We start from the raw sequence: 20,949 nt of genomic DNA, 5'->3' as shown, positions 1-20,949 counted from the left end.
TTTTTGTTTGCCTGCATCGTGCAGTCTCCAAAAAGGCCTGCCTGCTCACTTCCGCCGACATCCTGTCGGCTCATCCTCCCTGTTCGGTCGGCGTTCACAGGCTTCGATTCCGTCAAGCCAGATTATTTAACAAAAAAAGGCAGTCCGAAGACTGCCTGTGCTTAAAACTCAGGGACGGAATCCTTTTTGTTTGCCTGCATCGTGCAGTCTCCAAAAAGGCCTGCCTGCTCACTTCCGCCGACATCCTGTCGGCTCATCCTCCCTGTTCGGTCGGCGTTCACAGGCTTCGATTCCGTCGAGCCAGATTATTTAACAAAAAAAGGCAGTCCGAAGACTGCCTTTTTTGTTAAATGCCCAGGGACGGAATCGAACCATCGACACGTGGATTTTCAGAATAGAAAATTAAGTTTTTGAGAACTTACGGCAACTTCGTTAAGTATCTATTATTAAAAATAAATATTGCGCTATCTGATTTTGTGATGTACGGTTGATTCAAGGGTATATTTACAACATTTTACAACAAATATGCAACATATGGGAGATTCGTATGGCAATTTTCAACCGTTGTGAGTGTAGTGCATTTAATAGCCAAAGGTCAAAAGTCTGCAAAAGATGTGGTAGGAAACTGGGTAAAGATTTCTATATCCAATACTCCATTGACGGAAGACGGAAGACCGAAAAGATAGGTGATAGTCTGGGGTTTGCTAAAGAGGTTTTGGCAAAAAGGCAGACTGATGTCAGAGAGGGTAAGTTTTTTGGTGATTCAAAGTCTATTCATTGGTTAGAGTTCTTTGATAACCAGTATTTGAATTACTGCCTTAATAACTTATCCGGCTTTACCCGCTCACGCTTCGATTCAGCCAGAAACTTTAAGACCTTCCACAAGTCCATGAATAAAATCACACGTTCGGATATTGAAGCCTATCGTGATTCGCTGAATAACGGCAAAAGAAACAAGGCTACAATCAACAGATACATTCAGGTTGTAAAGTTCGCCTTTAACTATGCGGAATCGCTTGAACTGATAGACAGAAACCCCGCCAGAAGGCTTAAGATGTTCAAAGAGGAACATGCTGAAAGAAAAGTAATCAGCCTTGAGGATGAAGATAAACTCTTGCAAACAAGCCTCACGTCAAAAAGCCCACTTCTTTACTATTTCATTATCATTGGTCTGTATACCGGTATGCGCTACAGTGAAATAATGGATGTTAAATGGTCGAACGTTAGCTTTAAGATGAAAAGCATCAAATTGTATAAAACCAAATCAAATGAGATAAGAGAGATTCCCATGATGGAAAAGCTCTACCAAGCTATGAAAGAGTTGCGTGCGATAACAGGCGATTTTGAATATGTCCTCACCAACCCTGATACGGGTAAAAAGATTGACTATATAAAGCGGGCTTTCCGAACTGCCGTGAAAAATACAGATATGCCTTATATTTGCATTCATGAGATGCGCCACACTATGATAACCCGTCTCGCTGCTTCCGGTGCATCTGTTCCAGAGATACAGCAGATTTCTGGTCATAAGACTGCTAAAATGGTTCAGCGGTATACCCACGTTGGTTTGAAAGAGGCACACAGAACGATAGATAGGCTCTCGGCATATCTTGATGAATCAAAAAATATTGACAATCGTAGTCTATAGGATACATTATGGTGTATGTAATTAATGAATTTGTGCTGGATAATGGCAGGTCGCCTTTTGCTGAATGGCTTAAGTCTGTTGATAAAATGGACAGGTTAAGAATATTGCAGAGGGTTGACAGGTTGGCGCATGGCAATTTCGGCGATTATAAATCTGTCGGCGATAATGTTTACGAGCTTCGTTTCAGATACGGCGGTGGCTATCGGGTTTATTACGCTTTTGAAGATGATAAAATCGTAATACTGCTTTGCGGTGGCAACAAAGGTTCGCAGGACAGAGATATTGAACAGGCTAAGAGTTATTGGAGGATGTACAATGAAAGGCAGAACCCTTGATGAGATAATTCAGGAAGAGTTGAAAACATCTGAAGACCGGAAGATGTATCTGGAGCTTGCCATAGAGGAATATACAGAGACTGGAGACGAGATCCAGTTACTTCTGGCAATCAGACAGGTTGTTCAGGCGGGGATAGGTTTTACTGCCCTTGCAAAAAATACTGGTCTGTCCAGAGAGTCTTTGTACAAAACTCTTTCTGGCAACGGCAACCCGAAACTGAAAACTATTCAGCTTATTCTTTCTGAACTTGGTTATTCGTTTACTGCAATCCGCAAGAGTGCGTGAATCATTATGTCTGATGAGAGTTTAGAGTTTCTTGATAAATATCAGGATGAGTTTGAAGAGATATTTTACAATGCATGTATAAATGCGATGGTTCTTGATAGACAGGAATTTGTTGTATCATTCAGACCGCTTTATTATGAGTTGCTTGATAAAAGCAGGGAAGCAAAGAAGTTTTACAGTGAAGTTGATTCAACTGATTTTAAAAAGAAACTGCGTGATTTTGTCGGAGAAGCACAGCACATTTTTATCCAGCATCTAACATCTATCGAGTATCCTGTGAGTTATTTAAAAGCTCTATGCAGTTTATTCCGCAGAAAAAAGTATACCTCTCTTAAAATAAGTACAGATATGGCATTTAGAATTTTATATTCACTTGTGAAGTATAAAGAAAATGCAGACTTTTCTTTTGAAGAAAGAGTGATATTAAAAGGTTTATGTTTCAACATATTTTCATACTATGAGCTGTCTATAGTGATGAATACTCTCGGTTTGTTATATCAAGGCACTGATTATAATGAGAATTTGAGAAAGATGGGTATAGACGATGAGTTCATAGTCATTTCAAGAAATAATAGACAAATCAGAAAAACATTTTTACCCCATGGCGCAAGTTTCAGAAGCCTGATTCGCAATATGCTTACTCCCGAAATGATAAATTTGATAAATAGTCATGAAAATTGCCCGCAGTTTCTGAAATTTGAAGAGTATGAGAAAGGAGACTTTATGAATAATCTCCAAAAGGATATGGAATACAAGCTGAGGGCAGTTAAATTTCTACAGCACAGTGTGAATACAGAGTTGTATGGGATGAGTAATGATGAGAGTTATGCATCATTGGCAAATGAACTAGGCATATCTGTTAAGACGCTTCAAAACGATTTTAGCGAAATAAAAAAAGTATATAAATTATAATTATTTAAGTTTATTTTTCCCGTCAGTTTTATAAGGCGATGGTGATATACTTTTTCCAATAAAATCTCAAATAATCCTCCTATCAAATCGAACATAGGAGGACATCATGGAAATACCCAAAGACAAAAAACTATTATCCGTTGCGGAAGCAAGCCAGTATGCGGGCTTCGCTGAACAGACTTTTTACGACTGGATTTACAGGCGTAAGATTGAGTATGTGAAAATCTCAAGGCGTGTGTTTTTCAAGAAAGAAACTCTGGATAGGCTGATTGAAGAAAACACGGTCAAACCGAGAGAGGTTAGCCATGACTGAGCGATTCACGGCACGTCGTGGCGTGTGCGGTCAGGCATGGCGAGAAGACGCAGGGGTGACCGCTTGTTTAGTTCTACACCAAATGCGGTAGCAACGCACAGATACACGACGACACAACTTTTGCAGTTCTATGACATCAAGGATGAGTTGAGTAAAATATATCGTAAAACTCACTTCATTTTCTCTAACGGTAAGTTTTTCAGCTTGGAAGATGTGAGAGCGGTCTATAAGAAGAGACGCTATGCGCAGTATCTCAACCTGATAGATACAATGAACAGGTTTGCGGCAGATAAAAGCCTTGCTATGGCTTTCATCACGGCAACGCTTAAAGATAACAGGTTTGATGATAGCAATGTCGCAGTAGTAAAACTACAGTCGAGAATCTTAAGGGGCTTCACAAGAAGCATCAGAGACGACAAACTATTTAGAGAGCCGACAGAAGAGCGCAGGCGCAGATTGCGTATGAAAGACGGTTGGTATTATATATCACCTGAACGCTTTCAATACATCTATACGTTGGAGTTTCAGAAAGACTACACGCTTCATTCTCACTACGCTTGTTATATACCTGACGAACCGGATGCGTTCATTAATCTATACGAAGTTGTGAAGCGGAAAAAAGACAGAAATGTCGTAATTGGGCGAACTGAGTTTGTTGTTCCTGAGAAATATAAAGAATATTTCATGCGGAAATATACTTTTGAATCGTTTGACCTGAAAAAGCCGGACTGTTTTGTTGAGTATGACATCGACATCAGACATGGTGACTTTTTGTATCTCAAGTTTATTAATGACGAAAAGAAGCATCAGCAAGACTATTACATTCAAGTCATGCGTTATATCAGCAAGTACGTTATGAAGAGCATAGGGCAGCGTGAAGATGGCAAAGGTACAAGCAGAAGCAGAAAAGAAGACGTGCTAATTCGCTATAACAAACTCAAGATGATTTCATATTCAAGAACGCTTGTGCCGTTTTATATTTTTAATAAGTTCTATAAGGAACTCAAGGAGCAGGACATCGGTTTGTATGACTTGACAAAGATGATTGAAAATGGACAGGCAACTTATTTTGTTGGTATGAAGGAGGTCAAATCCATAGAGGAAAGAGAAATTCAGTTTGATAACCCTCAAGAGTATAAGCAATTCATTCAGAATATGATCAATAATTGTTTTGTGAAAGATGATGATGTGAATGATCTATAGATGAAATTATTATATATGGAAAATGAAAATAGAGTTCTGAGTATGATTTATCAAGTCATTAATTTAAAGAGGCAGAGGAAGGTAATATTAAGAAAAGAGTATTAATACGCGATTTCTAAAGAGTTAATTTATATTCGTCTTGATTAGTTTATTTTGGTGGTATTTAATTATTTATATTCTTTTAGATATTGTGAAAGAGGCTAAATGGGTGGTTTAAGTTTACATATCAGACCGATAGATATTGCAGAAATACCTAAAAATGCGAGTCTTTATGAAGTGACAATCAGTGATATTACTCCAGTGATAGGTCAGATTATTACTGACATGTTGGATACTAGCTGGATTAATAAAATGGATATTATTGATCGGAAGGCATATGAAGCAAAAGCAATTCCTACAATAGATAAGATAGTGAATAATATTTTCAAGAAGATAAATAATGAAGTGACTGAGGATGCAGGGGAATATCTAATATCATTTGTTGCTCAGTATTCACTTGAAAGCGAATGTGAACATAAAAGGATTGTTCTTGCGGAAGTATTTGGAAAACGTGTGTCAGGTAATTCTGGTTTTGATTTCCATACTGAGTGCAGCCAGAATGTATTATCTTTCGGTGAGGCAAAGTATTCAAGTAACAATAATCCATATGATAATGCGATTAACCAAATTAATACTTTTATAAAAGATAAAAAAGATGATCAAGACTTATCCGATTTACGTCATTTCGTATCCAAAGAATCGCTTAAAAATTACACCGATAATGGTAAAAAAGCTTATATTGCAGCTTTTAGTTTAAATGCTGTAAATAAAATCAGTATATTTAAAAAAGTACTTGATCATAAAGATTTTAAAAAATTGCTGAAATATCATCATGTGTATGTTTTCGGGATTGTGACAAATGCTTAATACTGCTCTTGTTGATTTATACAAAGATAAAATAGATTATGAACAAGTACTTGAAGCTGTGCTGTTAGATATGCACCGTAATGGTCCTGTAAATATTCATAACTTCGAAATATTAGCCCATATTAAACTCAAGAATCCTGATCTTTTTTCGCTTTACGAAAATAAGATCATGTATTTAATGGGGTTGTTTTATAAAACTACTGAGCCTTCTTCTTTATTGGAAGCAGTTTATTATGTTTTTATTGATACATTTAATGAGAAAATGGGGCACTTTTATACGCCAACTCAAGCTAGTATTAATAGTAATATACAACAAAACCGTTACTATTCTTTTAGCGCTCCGACAAGTGCTGGTAAATCTCATTTGTTTAGAGAGCTTATTAAAGAAATAGAAGGGGATATAGTTATTGTTTTGCCTTCCAGAGCTTTGATTGCAGAGTATATGTCTAAGATATTGAGTATTTTCGAAGATGATACATCTGTTCTAGTTTTACAGTTTATAGAAGATGTTAATAGAAAATATGCAAGAAGAAGAATTTATGTAATCACACCTGAGCGAGGAGTTGAGTTATTTAAACATTTGAAAAATTTAGATATCAAGTTATTTTTGTTTGATGAGGCTCAGATCTCAGAGGCAGGTTTAAGAGGTGTTAGGTTTGATTCTTTTGTAAGAAGAGTTGAAAAGTTACTTCCAAATGCAAAGAAGGTTTTTGCACATCCATTTATAGAGAATCCTGAAGCGCAATTACTCAAACACAACTTCTCAGCATCTGCTAACCATTCTCAATTCTTGCAAGTTTCAGTTGGAAAAATATTTATTGCACATTCAAATAAAAGTATTTCTTTTTTTTCGCCATATAATCGAGAGTTTAACGTAAACTTTGATGAACATCATCTCAAAAAAGTTATATCAGAAGGTGGAAGTTTATATGTATATACATCTAAAAATAAGATTGTTAATCAAACATTTATGTCTGATTTTGCTGAATACATTGGTTTGTGCCCAGAAATTACAGATAAATTTGCCTTAGGGCTTATCGATGTTTTAAAAAGTTATATTGGTGCTACAGATGGTTCTAAAGTTTCTAATCTTGTAAGATTAATGAAAAAAGGTATTGTATTACACCATGGATCAATGCCGCTTAGGGCAAGATTGTTGGTAGAAAATTTCATAAATAATGGTTTTGCTCGTATCTGTTTTGCAACATCAACATTACTTCAAGGTATCAATATGCCTTTTGATATTGTTTGGATTGATAATTTTCGTTTTGAAGGCTCTGAGGATGAGCGGAGTTTGACCATGCAAAACTTAATCGGAAGAGCAGGGAGGACATCTCAGCGTAAAAATTATTTCGATTATGGTTTTGTTGTTGTGGAACAGAAAAATATTGAGACGTTTTGTGATAGATTCTTATTGAAGCCTAGAATTTCAGATCAATCATTATTGGATAGTGACTTTACTACAATTGATACTGATTATGTTGACATTGCTAACGCAATTAAAGATGATTCATTCAATGATGATTTGCAGCTGACTAATGACCAAGTTGAACGACTTGAAAATCAAAATGTTTTTAATCATATCTTATATATTTTAGATCATATATTGGTTAATGACAAACCCATAACAGGTAGCCAGTATTATAACTTAGGGGAAACAGAAAGAAAAAGAATTAAGGAATCATTTAAATTTGTGTACTCAAGCCATTTGAGGAGACAGACACTTTCAAGAGCAGAGCAATCCGTTCTAAGTGCATCTATTCCAATTCTTCTTTGGAGGATTCAGGGTAAATCTTTTAAAGAAATTGTTTCATTAAGGCATGGCTTTCTGTCAAGGGGGGCAGAGGTTAGGGTGATTATGAGACAAGTTAGAGAACAATTATTATCCGAAATGGATGCAAGAAATACAATTGATAAAATGACAATTAAACGTTCTCCTACAGCATCAATTTTGCCTAATTCGAATTTGACAGGTGGTATTCTTTTTCCTCAAAACACAAAAGTTACTGAATTAGATTATGATACTTTGGTTTATGATACGTATGATTATTTAGATAAAGTTATTGAATTGTCTTTAGCTGATCCATTGTGTGCGGCACTGTCAAAATATATGGAAAAAAGCAATGATAGAAGAGCTTTGGTATTAAGTAATTATATTAAATATGGAACTAATGATAATACTGAAATTTGGTTACTTAAATATGGTTTTACATTTGAAGATATTGAATGGGTTAAGGATTATGTTGATTCTATAGATGAAAATAGTATTAACTTTAAACCATCGATTGAAGAATTGCCTGCAAATAAATTAGGTGTTATTAAGAGGTATGTGAATTGATTATAAAGTAGGATGTGATTTACAACAAATTTACAACATAGCCTAAAACGACAAAAGCCTCTGTGAAAACAGAGGCTTTTTATCTTTCTGATATTATTCAGATTTTTGTAATGCCCAGGGACGGAATCGAACCATCGACACGTGGATTTTCAGTCCACTGCTCTACCGACTGAGCTACCTGGGCGGTGCGCTCTCAAAAGCGAGGTCTATAAATATCGAAAAACCTCTGCAATGTCAACACCTATTTTGCATTTTTTTCATAAAAAAGTTTCAGCCTGATACAACCCGCCTTAAATCGTTCTTCCGACAGCGAGTGCTATCGAACGGAGGCTGCCCATCAGCTCGATGAACTGTGTCGGCGTGAGCGACTGTGCTCCGTCGGACCATGCTTTTTCGGGGTTGGGGTGCACCTCGATGATAAGTCCGTCTGCCCCTATGGCCACTGCGGCTTTGCTGAGCGGCCCAACATACTGCCAGTGTCCGGCGGCATGGCTGGGGTCTATCATTATGGGCAGATGGCTCTTCGCCTTTATAACCGGTACTGCGCTGATGTCCAGAGTGTTCCTTGTTGCTGTTTCGAACGTTCTCAGTCCTCTCTCGCAGAGGATGACGTTTTTATTGCCCTCACAAAGGATATATTCGCTCGCAGTGAGAAATTCCTCGATTGTGGTAGACATACCCCTTTTAAGCAGAACGGGCTTGTCTGTCTTGCCCAGCTCGGTCAGCAGGGCGAAGTTCTGAATGTTGCGTGCGCCCACCTGGAACATATCTGCGTATTTGTATACCATATCGACATATTTGGGGTTTGTAACCTCTGTCACAACGGGAAGTCCGGTCACCTCTCTTGCCTTCGCAAGGATTTTAAGCCCCTCTTCGGCGAGACCCTGGAATGCATAGGGGGATGTGCGGGGTTTGAATGCACCGCCTCTGAGCATCGATGCACCTGCGGCTTTGACGAATTCTGCTGTTTTGATTGTCTGTTCTTCAGATTCAACTGAACAGGGGCCTGCTATGACGGGTATGTGTTCTCCTCCGAAGAGAACTCCGCAGCAGTCAACGATGGTGGGTTCGTTTTTGACTTCACGGCTGGAGAGCTTGTAGGGCTTGCTGATGGGGATGATCTTGTCGACGCCGTCCATCTCGCCCATCGTTATCATCTTGTCCCGCTGGCCGTCCACGCCGACAAGGCCGACGACGACCCTTTCCTTGCCCTCGATGATATGGGCGCTGAAGCCTATCTCCTCTGCGGTCTCTATGACCCTGGCGATGGCCTCCTGTTTGGCTCCGATCTTCATTACAACTATCATTTTATACCTCCGGTATTTAAATTTTCAGCGACTTCAAGCGCCTCCGCAGGCATAAAAAAACCGCGGAAGCCTTTGCAGCCGCCGCGGTCTTAAAAATCTTATCTCAATGGACAGACCGGATTCAGACGGCTACACCCCTATGGCTAAAGAAGTAAAAGTAACCAAAAAAGAATCCATAAAAAAGTCTGCCGAGCATTTGTAAATTTATCTCCGTGTGTTCAATAGTGCTAAATATTCCAATCCGGACGCCATGTCAACATAAAAAAATCAGGCCGATTGCTGAATGTTGTTAATGGCGGCTATAAGGTCTTCTTTTATAATGGGTTTATAGATACAGGCCGTAACCTGTGCGTTAACCCTTGCCGCTTCTTCTCTGTATGCAGTGGTGATTATTATGGGGATTTTCGGATCGTGTTCTCTTATTTTGAGAATCATTTCAAAACCATCCATCTCGGGCATGGCGAGGTCTGTTATAATGATGTCAGGCTTTACTTCGAGAAACTTCTTCAGGCCGAGAACGCCGTTCGCAGCTTCCCAGACATTAAGTTCCTCTTTTTCGAGAAGCTTTTTAACCAGCATTCTCGTGAACTTCTCATCTTCAACATATAAGATATTCATTAAGTTAAACTCCGATGGATTGTTTCAATTATATGGTTAAAAATAATTATTACAAGTCATTTTTTGTCACAGGCTCGTAACTTCGACCTTTTGAGAGATTAATAAATAATTAATGCCCGGTGTTTGTGTACAAGCTGTTTATTTATATGTGGAAATACATTGAACATTTTTTTCATACATGGTACTTTTTTCAGGCTATACAGTAATATCAGCGTGGTTAAATGAAAAGTTCTATTATTGGCTCAAATCCGAGAATTGTCAGTTTCTACAGTTCATACATGGATATGCTTGGTGTGCTTAATGAGTCTTATAATTCCATTAACGTGGGCATTAAAAGGGCTGTAATGGAAAAAAGCATCACTGCGTTGCTCGTCATAATCGAAAACAGAGACGACCTTTTAACCTATAACAAGCTGAAAGATATGATCGATGAGCGGCAGAAGACAGTTTTTCTCATTTGTGTGGACGAGGGGCTGATACAGCAGGTTTCCAGCCAGAAGATAATAGCCCTCAGCCATAAAACGGTCACAATGGATTTTGCCGAAACCATGGCAAAGTCGAACATCTGTAAGCCATACCTCAAAGAGAGCACATCAACACGTTCTCCCGAAAAGATTTTTGAGCATATAAAGTTCATGCTCGTTCGCGGCAACATAACTCTGCCTGTAGAGGGGGAGTGCGCTGTGCGTGTTCTGAGCGTTCTCGACAGAGATAATATCACCTTCAAAGCCATAGACGATATGACCAAGCTCGACCCTGCGCTTCATTCTGGAATAATCCGGATGGCAAACTCCGCCTATTTCAGCGGGAGCTACGGCAGCATAGCCGATGTGCAGAAGGCGCTGGTGCGGCTTGGCATTAACAACGTCAAGGCATATCTGGTCAACTTCATAAATAAATCACTGGCGGCGAACAAAAACCTGCTTTTTGCCGATGAAATAGAGGAGGCAATACGTGACTCGCAGATAGTCGCAAGCCTTTGCTATGTCATGTCGGAGTTTTTCAAGGTCTGCTCAAAAAGCCAGATGTATTCCGTGGGGCTTCTCTCCAAAATAGGGGAGATATTCATTTTGGCCATCATTTCCGATTATCTTTCCGGCGAGCGTCCGGAGGATGTTAAAGGCGGGAGCTACAGGAAAATAGCCTCTCAGAATAACATTCTGGTGGGCGGAACGCTTATGAAAAAATGGAAATTCGGCGAAGAGTTTTATATGCCACTTCTGTTTTCGTCATCTCTTAAGGACAATCAGTATATGAATGAAACGAAGATTCTGCATCTCGCATTTAGCATGGTGCACTATTTCCGCATGGACGAGATTGACGAAGAGCTGAAAGATGCTATGAAAAGAACGGGGATAAACCTCAGCGAAAAGCAGCTGCAAAGGCTGAAAGCAGAGACAGAGGTCAAAATTAAAGATTTTGCGGCAGTTTATTGATTTAGGTGGTTGACAAAGACTTTTAAATACTATATAACTTCCCTCCCTGCGCCTGTAGCTCAACTGGATAGAGCATTTGACTACGGATCAAAAGGTTAGGAGTTCGAATCTCTTCAGGCGCGTAAAATAGAGCCGCTGTATCGGAAGATACGGCGGCTTTTTTGTTGCTATTTTTGATATATCCCAGAATGGGAAATATTCTATTGACAACTTAATGGCACTCAACTATTTTAAGATATGAGAATAATTGCGAAAAAAGCTCTGGTTGAGTTTTACTCTAAATATGCAGACAGTAAGAATCAGTTGGAAGCATGGTATTACGAGGTTAGGCAGGAAAAGTGGCATGATTTTTCGTCAATTAAAGAAAAATACGGCAGTGCCAGCCTGATTGTTGACAACAGAGTGGTTTTTAATATTTGCGGAAACAAATACAGGCTGATTGTTAAAATAAACTATAAGGCAGAGATTGTGTTTGTCCGGTTCGTGGGCACACACAAGGAATATGACAAAATTAACGCCTCAGAGGTGTGAGATGCTTAGACCGATAAAAACAGAAGAAGATTACGATAAGGCTCTTAACAGAATAGATTTTCTGATGGATAAAGAGGATCAGGACAGCCTTGATGAACTTGAGGTTCTGGCTCTGCTTGTTGAAAAATATGAGGATAATAATTTTCCTATTGATGCGCCCGACCCTATAGAAGCCATCAAATTCCGTATGGAGCAGATGGGGCTTACCAACAAGGATATTGAAAAATCCTTCGGTGGTCAGAACAGAGTAAGCGAAGTTCTGAATAAAAAGCGTAAACTCAATCTGAGAATGATTCAAAACCTCCACAAAGAACTTGATATTCCTTATGAGTCGCTGATTGGGGCATGAAGAGGTTAATTTAGTATCATTATGTATTTATCTCTGTAGTTTCTAAATTTCCATATATATTGTGTTGCGCAATCTTGATCTTGATGTGTGACAGCTCTGGGTTTGCCTTAACTTTTTCTATTATCATATTTTTATTAGCTTTGCTAATACCGTAACCTAAGACTATGCTTTCAAAAGCATCGAATGGGATTTTTTTTAGGCAAATTTCAGAATAACTGTGTAATGTAGCCTGAGGGAAATCAATATCTAATTTTGGAGTGATTACTTTTCCTGTTTTGTGTTCACAAGAATTTAACATGCAGATTATTCTTACCTCATCTTCTGATTTCCATTTTTCTGCTTTAGCATAGATCAATCTTTCTGTGAAATTTTGAATATCAACGCCATTTTTATTCAAAACTATTAAAGCTGCAAATGGATTAGTAATGTTAGGTTGTGTAAATGTTTTGATAGGTTCTCCGTTGATTCTTATACTGCCCTTATAATAAGTTAGCGAAGCTCTTTTTTCTGGAAGATAACTGACATCTTTAGGTACATATTTTTTAAAAAATTCATGACTTTCTTTAAATGTTACTGCGATTCCCTCGCCTGCGCTTGCATAATGTGTCCACATAAGTTCGTTCGTATCAGATTTACATAAAGAGAGTACTCCGAGTTGGCAACTTATAATTTCTATCATATAGTGATTCATTTTTTCTACAATATTTGTAAATTGGTCTTTATCATATTCATCCATTGTCTCATAGTCTGTTTCCATTCTGAGTAGATGTGGAAAATGTTCTCCATATCTCTCGCCCACAGGCTTTAAAAAGAAATTAATTAACTCTTCCTCAGAAGGAGTATAATTTGGATCTTTTTGTATTTTGTCATGACGCTTCCTTGCCCATGCTAAATCTGCTGGTGAAAATTCGTTAAAATACGGAAAAAGCTTTGCTTCACTCCCTTTATCATTAAGAAACTTTGGCTGCGTTATGCGGAAAAAACCATTGGATATAAAATCATCTCTTAATATATGTTTATTTGAATTGTTGTCGAAATAGAACCCGTAGTATTTTACAAGCATTATATCCATGCTCCATTGTTTAATATTAATTATATAATATATCACATTGGAAACTCTGATTTGATAGATTGAAGATAAGTTCCACCAACTTATTTTATTTTGTATGGCTATAAAGATAATAGTAGAAAATATTAATCTGCCTGAAGTGTTACGTGCATTTTTGATAAATACACAAAATTTTGAATATCACAGATTTCTACGGATCAAAAGGTTAGGAGTTCAAAAACAGCGACATTATTTTCGGAGCTGTTTCTGAACTGGGCTGGCTGAAATATCTTCAGTGGGGCTTTTATATTTCAATAACTTAAAAGGCAATCAATGGTTTACGCTGGTTGCCTTTTTCGTTCCAACTGCTCCGAATTGCTCTAAATTGTTGGCAGGACTTTCAATGCGGTTGACGACTTCGACAGAGTTGCGATAGACTTAGACCTTATGTGTACGGAGTAACACAAACCTTTTATGCAGGTGAGCCTTATGATGGTATCGGGCAGATTGAAGTACGTTTTAAGCAATCAAGGCAAGCAGCCCATATCTTTATTAACAGCAGTTTGATAATTATTGGTATAATACGATTAAAATGCCTCAGAAAGGCTGGAGAGATATGATGAAAATCAGAATTTTTTTCTTGACCATTGTCCTGACAATGCTGTCTTTTACCGCCTGGGCAGGTTGGTTTAATCTGTTTCCCAAGCCCCTTGCACCTCAGGATATGGCACTGTTCGAAGCCGTTCTGAGGAACAATCTCAGCGAGGCAACACGCCTCACTCAGGCGGGAGCTTCGCCAAACGCAATTGTGCCCAACGGCAACAGCATCATGCAGAATGCTGTAGTAAGCGGCCACATCGAGATAGTTAAGATGATGCTGCGTAACAAGGGTGATGTCAATCTGGTCAGCCGTGACGGGCTGACGGCACTCCATATGGCGAAGAAGCCTGAGATGCACAAACTGCTTCTTGAAAACGGTGCGGATCCTTTTGTCCGCACAGAAAAAAACCGCTATTCCCCCCTGGAGTCTTGGTGCTATTCCACTGCCCATATCACGACTGAGGCGGAGAAGAAGCAAGTTATGGATGCAATCAAAAGTCAGGGACTTAAAGCGAAACGTGAGCAGTTTGAGAATACGACGTGGCTCACTCGTGCCGATCTGGTGGAGACGGTGAAGATCCACCAGTCTTTTAAATACGACATCAACCAGACATCCAATATAGATAAACAGACGCCCCTTCTCATAGCAGCTATGGAGGATAAATTCACCTTGATGCAGATCCTCATAGCAGCCGGCGCACGGCCGGATTTGAAGGACAAGGCCGGCAACGATCCGCTCGCCATCATCACACGGTATAGTCAGAGCAAGAACGGAAACAACGACTTCGCAGCGGTAGTGAAAGCCCTTGTCAATGCCGGAGCCGACATCAACAGTAAAGACGTAAATAATAATACGCCGCTGTGTAATGCCGCTGTCGTGGGGAACCCCTCCAGGGTCGGAACCCTTCTGGCCGTCAATGGCATCAGGGTTAACGAGCGTTGCGAGTACGGCGAAAATGCACTTTTCAAGACCAATGTGATGGCCGTGTCCCGTGCTCTGGTTGCTGCCGGAGCCGATGTCAACCACGAGAGCGATTGGAGCTATACCCCGCTTTTTGCTGTTACCGATCCTGAAGTGGTTACCTTCCTGCTCAAATCCGGTGCAAACGTCCACCATTTGAACAAAACGAAGGAAAGCATCCTCGTAAATAACCTGAAGAATGCCAATGAAGCATACAAGGTCTCCATGGACGAAAACAGGATCACGAACGCTTATCTGAGGAAGTTTGAAATCATCATCAAAGCTGGGATTAACGTGAACGAAGGACCCAATCCGAACACGACCCCACTTATTCTTGCGAAGCGAGTTCCCTTTACCAAGTTCGTTGCGTTGCTTGAGAAATCCGGAGCACGATGAGGCAGGCTCGAAGATCTTCGTTAACAGCAATGTAATTTTCTGAACCGAACTGACTGAAATCTATTCAGGCATATAACATAGAGCCGCCGTATCGGAAGATACGGCGGCTTTTCTGTTTGTATGATATGTGGATTTTTCGGGTGTTTTACAGAGGTTTGGTGAGTTGAATATAAAAACCCGGCGTAACTCTCTTGCGCCGGGTTTTTTGCTATTTAACCTTAACTTCTATCTGGTGGCACCAGTTGCAGTGCATCTTTTCGTTGGGAGCTTTGTGCACTGTGTGGCAGACTGTACATCTGACAGGACCCTGGTGTGAATCGTGCATGTTGAATTTTCTTTCTTTCCCGGAGTTAATGTAGGTTCTCATTTCTCCGGTATAGTAACCGCTGCCTGAGTCGTGGCATTTAATACATGCACTGTGGTGCGGCATTTTTGTCGGCTTATCGGTTTCGTGGCAGTCGATGCATTTAAGCCCTGCCTCTTTGTGTGCCAGTGTTGAAACAATTGCTTTTGTGGCAGCAGATGCACCGCCTGCGAAAGCAAAGAACAGGCACACAGCAAACACTGCTGTTGTGATTATAGAAAATTTTCTGGACATTCTGCTGCTCCTTATCTGCCTAATTCATTTTTAATGATGTTCTGTGCTGCAAGTCTGCCTGAGGTCAGTGCAAAACCGCTTGCAGAACCTTCTACGAGCAGATCGTATGAGCTGTCATAAAGCCCGCCCATATCCTGACCTGTTACATAGAGGCCTTTAACAGGCTGTCCATGAGTAGAGAGAGCCTGAAACTCTGTGTTTATCTTAACTCCGCCCAGTGTCAGGAAGAATGCACGGATACCTTTAAGTGCGTAGTAGGGACCCTGATCCTGAAATGCAAACAGGTGCTCAGGTTTGCGTCCCCATTCGGTGTCTTTCTTATTGGCTGCGAATTTATTGACGTTGGACACGCTTGCTTTGAGGTGGTTTGCATCCACTCCAATCTTTTTAGCGAGTTCATCGAGAGTGTCGGCTTTGAAAGCGTATCCTTGTTTGATACCGTTTTCGATACCATGGTCAAGCTCCGTCATTTTCTGTCCGACAACAACAATAGCGTTGAAAGGAGTCAGCGGGCCGCTGGTTATCATTTTCTGTTTCATGCTTTCGTCGAAGATGCTGTACATAACACCGCCGTTAGATGTCATGGCGTTGTATACGTTTGTGAAGCTGGAACCCTGAGATTCATTGTAGAAACGGTCGCCGGTCTGGTTAACCCAGAGGAATGGCTGACTGAGGGCTGTTCTTGTCTGTTTAAGAGAATCTGCACCATTAAACTGTCTGATGAGCGGGTTGACTTTGTCAAAAAGGTAGGGTGCGTTTCCTGCAACGGCCTGCATGCCCGCAAGACCTGCTCCGGCGTTTTTAGCCATATTGATGCCGTCGCCGTTTCTTCCGTCAAGCATAGGTCCTCTGAGGAAAATAGGTTCCAGCATTCCTTCGCCGCTGCTGTCCGACACATAGTCTTTAAGCATGTTTTTGTTGGTGGGAAATCCGCCGGTTGCAATTATGACACCGCCTTTGGCAGTAGCTTCATATTTTTCGCCGTATGCTGTGTCTGTGGCGTAAACACCGGTAACTCTTCCTGACTTGTCTGTCATCAGCTTTGTCACAGGCGTTTCAAGAAATATTCTTCCGCCTTTTGCGTAAATCTCTTTCTGCATGGCTCTGACAACGCTTGCACCGTTGTTTTTGTAGCAGTGCCAGATATGAAGAGATTTTTCTTCAGGGAACATTGTTTTTATGCCTTTAAATTCAACTCCCATGTCTTCGATGTCGTCTATAGTTTTTCCGGAATTAGCCAGAAGTTCTTTAAGAACTGCGGCATTTGCTCTCCAGTGGTGAAAATCTATTGCTGCATCAAAAACCTGCTGAACAGTCACGTTGTAGCCGGCTTTTGCCTGCATCCTTGTTCCTACACCTGTTGAACCTTCCGGATAGTTGCCTGCGCCGCCAAGCCCCGGGAGTTTTTCAAATACAATCACCGAAGCACCGCTGCGAACAGCTGTTAAAGCTGCGGAAAGACCTGAGAGACCTCCGCCGACAACAACGATGTCCGCCGTCAGCTTTTGCACAGCAAATGCATTGGGGACTGCGAGTGCGAGCAGAGCGCACACCATGATAACTTTGTTAAGCAATCTCATTGCTTCCTCCTAAAAATTAATACCAGACACCGGAAATCTGCATGTTATTCCGGTCTGTTATGCCATCCTAATAGTCAATTGCCGTGCCATATAATGACGAAGGTTCGATATCTTGGAGTATCAATGGTTTGTGTTCCGGCATTTGTTGTTTGTTGTGAAATTTGCTGTATTTGACGAGACAGGGTGTCTCATTAAAAGTGTTTCATAATGACGTTAATAATCATGTTGTGGGATAAATTGGCTTTGTTGATAATAGTTTAGTTTTATTTTTGGGATGGAAATGGAAATGTAAAAGTGATATGATTCATTACATGAAAAACGTGAGCCGGTTCAAATTTGTCTTTTATCGGGATGTATCATGAAAATGCGCAGTCTTAAAACAAAAGTGATATTCAGTGTTCTTCTTATATTTTTTCTCATTTTTCCTGCGTTTACATGGATGGGTATTTACTATTTTAAATATAATGCCAAAAAATCCGTCCGGGCGCAGCAGTTTGAGCTTGTGTCTAAACTTGCCGACGAGATTGACACGAAACTGCTGATACTTACGAGAGTCCTTCGTACATCCGCACAGATGATGAGTGAAGACAGTTTCAAAGACCATGCATCTGCCGATCTGTATATCAGAAAGCACATTTCACTCAATTCTGTTTTTGATGATAACATACTTATATTTAACGAACATGGCCAGCTTCTTGCCGAATCCGGCGACAACAGTCCCGAGAGGAGAATGATGAGTTTTCTCTGGAGGGACTATATTTCCGTTCCGATGAAGACCGGAAAGCTGTATATTTCGGCTCCGCTCATGGCCGCAGCAAGCACGAAGCTTAAAAGTCCCATGGTAGTTATCTCCGCACCGGTGATAATCAAAGGCAAACTGAAAGGTTTTCTATGCGGTTCAGTGAATCTTTACAGGAAGAATATATTCGACAACAGCGTATTTACCCATCTGAACAATGAAGGATGGATATATGTTGTTGATTCAGGTGCGAATGTGGTTATGCACCCCGACAGAAGCAAGATCGTCGGAAAAGTCGATATGGTGGAAAACCCCAGAATAAAAGATATGATAAAAGCCGGCTCAGGCAGCATGGAATATGAGGATGGAAAAAACCGGACAATTCAGGCATCGTTCAGCAGAATTCCCATCGCCGGATGGACTGTTATAGCCAACTATAAATCCGACAGTATTTTCAGGCATATATACAGAGCTGAGTCCACACTGATTTTCTTTGTCATTTCAGGTGCGTTCATTGTTTTTTTCATGCTTTCGTTTGTGCTTAGAAGCCTCATCAATCCACTCATATCTCTGAAAGAGCAGGTACGCAGCCTTTTGAGCGATCCGGATTCCGGCAAAGTTATAAAAGTGGATTCCAATGATGAAGTGATGGATACCGCCGATGCCTTTAACGAACTCCTTGAGGAGATAAATAGGGGTAAACAGGAACTGAAAAGCAGCAACGAGCTGCTGCAGATAGTATGTGACTTTTCCACCGACTGGGTTTACTGGGTGAACGATAAGGGAAAACTCATCTATATTTCTCCCGCCGCAGAAGAAATAACAGGGTACACAAAAGAGGAGCTTTCTGATTATCCTTTGTTTTATGAAAAACTTATTCATCCTGAAGACTATGAAAAATGGCTCAGAACTGAACAGTCGGCCAGACTTCACAGGGAAGCCTGCAAAACAGACATAAGGATCATAAGCAGGGATGGGGCTGTAAAGTGGCTCAGCAACCATTGCAAAGGTATATTCGATAATGATCGTTTCATCGGTTTGCGGGGAGCTTACACTGATATAACTTCAGCCAGAACAGCTGAAGAGAAGCTGATCTCCGGTGAAAGAAAGTATCGTATGCTGATACAGAATTCAGGATCACCCGTTGTTTTCACAGATGAAAACTTCCTGATCACGGAACATAACGAAAAAGCATATTCCCTTCTTACATGTTCTGTCGGTTCAGCAATGTTCCCCTACCTTAACGTAAGTCAGGAGAGGGTAGAAGCCCATTTACAGTCCAATTCAGGGAAAAGGACCGTTGAGATAGAGTCCGATCTTATTGTTTACGGCAGTGTATACCATTATCTCTGGCATATAAACATGCTGACATACAAAGAACACGGCGTATCCGGATACATGGTGATCGGAACGGACATCACAGGGAAAATGAAAAGGAACGAAGAGCTCAGCCGTATGGCTGTGAAAACGGAAATAAGCAAATATGTCAAGCATATGGAAGCTATAATCAAAAGCGTTTCCGAGGGGATCATATCTTTCGATAAAAACGGTTGTCTCAGCTGTTATAACAGCGAGGCGGAAAAACTGTTTCTGCTTAAACCGGAAGACATGGGCAAATCCATGGAAAATATAAATGAATTTTTTGCGACAACCCTGATATCTTCAGTCAAAAAAACTGCAAAGAACAAGAGTGTAATGGCTGAATATGAGTTTGAAGGCGGAGTCCGTTTTCTTAAGCTCAATATAACGCCTCTTCTGGACAGTGACGGGAAGAATTTCGGAACTCTTGTGGTTGTTTCAGATGAGACAGCAGCTTTGCCGGATGCCGGTGAGGATAGTCCATTTGAAAAGATGATTGGAAGGAGCGACAGCATGCGGTCAGTATTCAGCATGATGCGATCCCTTGCGGATGTTGATTCGACTGTTCTTGTCCTCGGCGAGAGCGGCACTGGAAAAGAGCTTGTGGCCGCAGGAATACACGAGAGCGGGAAACGCAGAAACAAACCTTTCATAAAGCTTAACTGTTCAGCCATTCCGGAAAATCTCCTTGAAAGCGAACTGTTCGGTCATGTCAAAGGGGCATTCACAGGAGCATATAAGGATAAAACCGGAAAATTTGAGGCTGCTGATGGCGGAACAATATTCCTGGATGAAATAGGCGACATATCGCCTAATGTTCAGGTTCGCCTCCTCAGAGTGCTTCAGGAGAAAGAAGTTGAGATCATAGGAAGGAATGAACCCGTCAAGGTTGATGTGCGGGTTATTGCCGCCACAAACAGAGATTTGAAAGATATGGTGTCAAAAGGGAATTTTCGTGAGGATCTGTATTACAGGCTTAAGGTTGTGACACTGGTTGTTCCGCCTCTGCGTGAACGCAAAGATGACATTCTCGCTCTTGCCATGGAGTTTATAAACAGGTTCAACATAAAACTCGGAAAGAATATTGTGGATATAGCGGACGATGTGAAAAAAATACTTATCGAATATGACTGGCCGGGCAATGTCAGAGAGCTTGAACATGTTATTGAGTATGCCTGCCTCATGACCGGAACGTCTTTCATAACCAGAAATGCCCTGCCTGCCGATTTAACATCCGACAAGCCGCAGAATCCTGATGAAGAGAAAGAGATGATTCTTAAGGCGCTGGATGAAGCCAAGGGGTATAAGGCGAAAGCTGCCCGTATTCTGAAAATGGGAAGGGCGACACTTTACAGGAAAATGCAGGAGTACGACATAGAATATTAAGACACTTCTGATGAGACAATGTGTCTCTTCTGAAAAATATCCGGTTGGGTTGTTCGGGTATAAGTGCTTATTTATTAAATATATATAGGTGAAGCATCCG

The 20,949-nt window shown here is 40.6% G+C and carries 18 protein-coding genes and 2 tRNA genes; 14 read left to right on the top strand and 6 right to left on the bottom strand.

All coding sequences use genetic code 11. The features are described 5' to 3' along the window. Positions 1–547 precede the first annotated feature (547 nt). From C8D98_RS10400 to C8D98_RS10365, 8 genes are all read left to right on the top strand, one after another. Complete coding sequence (locus C8D98_RS10400) at positions 548–1,648, top strand: tyrosine-type recombinase/integrase (protein ID WP_132874084.1); 1,101 nt, start codon at positions 548–550, stop codon at positions 1,646–1,648. Positions 1,649–1,656: 8 nt separating this feature from the next. After that, positions 1,657–1,983 carry a type II toxin-antitoxin system RelE/ParE family toxin gene (locus C8D98_RS10395; RefSeq protein WP_132874083.1) on the top strand — a complete coding sequence of 109 codons (327 nt, stop codon included), beginning with the start codon at positions 1,657–1,659 and terminating at the stop codon, positions 1,981–1,983. Further along, the gene (locus tag C8D98_RS10390) at positions 1,964–2,269 is read left to right on the top strand and encodes an addiction module antidote protein (protein WP_132874082.1); all 306 of its coding nucleotides are present in this window, start codon (positions 1,964–1,966) and stop codon (positions 2,267–2,269) included. Before C8D98_RS10395 ends, C8D98_RS10390 begins: the two co-directional genes overlap by 20 nt. A 6-nt stretch (positions 2,270–2,275) precedes the next feature. Then, positions 2,276–3,181, top strand: coding sequence for a hypothetical protein (locus C8D98_RS10385; protein ID WP_132874081.1), 906 nt, complete (start codon positions 2,276–2,278; stop codon positions 3,179–3,181). Positions 3,182–3,287: 106 nt separating this feature from the next. Then, positions 3,288–3,494, top strand: a complete 207-nt coding sequence (locus tag C8D98_RS10380) for a helix-turn-helix domain-containing protein (protein WP_132874080.1) — start codon at positions 3,288–3,290, stop codon at positions 3,492–3,494. Between the two features lie 36 nt (positions 3,495–3,530). Continuing rightward, a complete protein-coding gene (locus C8D98_RS10375) occupies positions 3,531–4,697 on the top strand; it encodes a hypothetical protein (protein WP_132874079.1) in 1,167 nt (388 codons plus the stop codon). A gap of 204 nt (positions 4,698–4,901) precedes the next feature. Beyond that, on the top strand, positions 4,902–5,603 hold the full coding sequence (locus C8D98_RS10370; protein WP_132874078.1) for a Hachiman antiphage defense system protein HamA: 702 nt from the start codon (positions 4,902–4,904) through the stop codon (positions 5,601–5,603). Then, positions 5,596–7,941, top strand: coding sequence for a DEAD/DEAH box helicase (locus C8D98_RS10365; protein WP_132874077.1), 2,346 nt, complete (start codon positions 5,596–5,598; stop codon positions 7,939–7,941). Before C8D98_RS10370 ends, C8D98_RS10365 begins: the two co-directional genes overlap by 8 nt. A 111-nt stretch (positions 7,942–8,052) precedes the next feature. Here the strand turns inward: C8D98_RS10365 and C8D98_RS10360 are convergent. From C8D98_RS10360 to C8D98_RS10350, 3 genes are all read right to left on the bottom strand, one after another. Then, positions 8,053–8,125, bottom strand: a tRNA-Phe gene (locus C8D98_RS10360). 106 nt (positions 8,126–8,231) lie between these two features. Next, positions 8,232–9,248 (bottom strand): 3-deoxy-7-phosphoheptulonate synthase, encoded by a 1,017-nt coding sequence (gene aroF, locus C8D98_RS10355; RefSeq protein WP_132874076.1) that lies wholly within the window; start codon positions 9,246–9,248, stop codon positions 8,232–8,234. A 267-nt stretch (positions 9,249–9,515) separates the two neighbouring features. Next, positions 9,516–9,866 carry a response regulator gene (locus C8D98_RS10350; protein WP_132874075.1) on the bottom strand — a complete coding sequence of 117 codons (351 nt, stop codon included), beginning with the start codon at positions 9,864–9,866 and terminating at the stop codon, positions 9,516–9,518. 221 nt (positions 9,867–10,087) lie between these two features. Between C8D98_RS10350 and C8D98_RS10345 the strand changes: the two genes are divergently transcribed. The 4 genes from C8D98_RS10345 (at position 10,088) to C8D98_RS10330 (ending at position 12,182) form a co-directional block, all read left to right on the top strand. Next, positions 10,088–11,302 carry an HDOD domain-containing protein gene (locus C8D98_RS10345; protein WP_132874074.1) on the top strand — a complete coding sequence of 405 codons (1,215 nt, stop codon included), beginning with the start codon at positions 10,088–10,090 and terminating at the stop codon, positions 11,300–11,302. Positions 11,303–11,350: 48 nt separating this feature from the next. Next, positions 11,351–11,424, top strand: a tRNA-Arg gene (locus tag C8D98_RS10340). A gap of 115 nt (positions 11,425–11,539) precedes the next feature. Continuing rightward, positions 11,540–11,833 (top strand): type II toxin-antitoxin system HigB family toxin, encoded by a 294-nt coding sequence (locus C8D98_RS10335; protein ID WP_132874073.1) that lies wholly within the window; start codon positions 11,540–11,542, stop codon positions 11,831–11,833. Between the two features lies 1 nt (position 11,834). Further along, a complete protein-coding gene (locus C8D98_RS10330) occupies positions 11,835–12,182 on the top strand; it encodes a helix-turn-helix domain-containing protein (RefSeq protein WP_132874072.1) in 348 nt (115 codons plus the stop codon). A gap of 19 nt (positions 12,183–12,201) precedes the next feature. Here C8D98_RS10330 and C8D98_RS10325 read toward each other — a convergent pair whose 3' ends face one another. Next, complete coding sequence (locus tag C8D98_RS10325) at positions 12,202–13,245, bottom strand: DUF2971 domain-containing protein (protein ID WP_132874219.1); 1,044 nt, start codon at positions 13,243–13,245, stop codon at positions 12,202–12,204. A gap of 604 nt (positions 13,246–13,849) precedes the next feature. Here C8D98_RS10325 and C8D98_RS10320 point away from each other — a divergent pair. Beyond that, positions 13,850–15,187, top strand: coding sequence for an ankyrin repeat domain-containing protein (locus C8D98_RS10320; protein WP_165871284.1), 1,338 nt, complete (start codon positions 13,850–13,852; stop codon positions 15,185–15,187). Between the two features lie 208 nt (positions 15,188–15,395). On the opposite strand, the gene C8D98_RS10315 is transcribed toward C8D98_RS10320, so the two are convergent. Then, positions 15,396–15,785 (bottom strand): cytochrome c3 family protein, encoded by a 390-nt coding sequence (locus C8D98_RS10315; protein WP_132874070.1) that lies wholly within the window; start codon positions 15,783–15,785, stop codon positions 15,396–15,398. Positions 15,786–15,796: 11 nt separating this feature from the next. Further along, entirely contained in the window at positions 15,797–17,365 is a 1,569-nt protein-coding gene (locus tag C8D98_RS10310) for an FAD-dependent oxidoreductase (RefSeq protein ID WP_132874069.1), read from the bottom strand. Between the two features lie 358 nt (positions 17,366–17,723). On the opposite strand from C8D98_RS10310, the gene C8D98_RS10305 reads away from it, so the two are divergent. Next, positions 17,724–20,849, top strand: coding sequence for a sigma 54-interacting transcriptional regulator (locus C8D98_RS10305; protein ID WP_132874068.1), 3,126 nt, complete (start codon positions 17,724–17,726; stop codon positions 20,847–20,849). Positions 20,850–20,949 lie beyond the last annotated feature (100 nt).

The sequence above is a fragment of the Seleniivibrio woodruffii genome, assembly GCF_004339245.1.
GTDB lineage: Bacteria > Chrysiogenota > Deferribacteres > Deferribacterales > Geovibrionaceae > Seleniivibrio > Seleniivibrio woodruffii.
The sequence above is the reverse complement of the archived record's forward strand: the minus strand, read 5'-3'. Positions and strand labels throughout refer to the sequence as shown.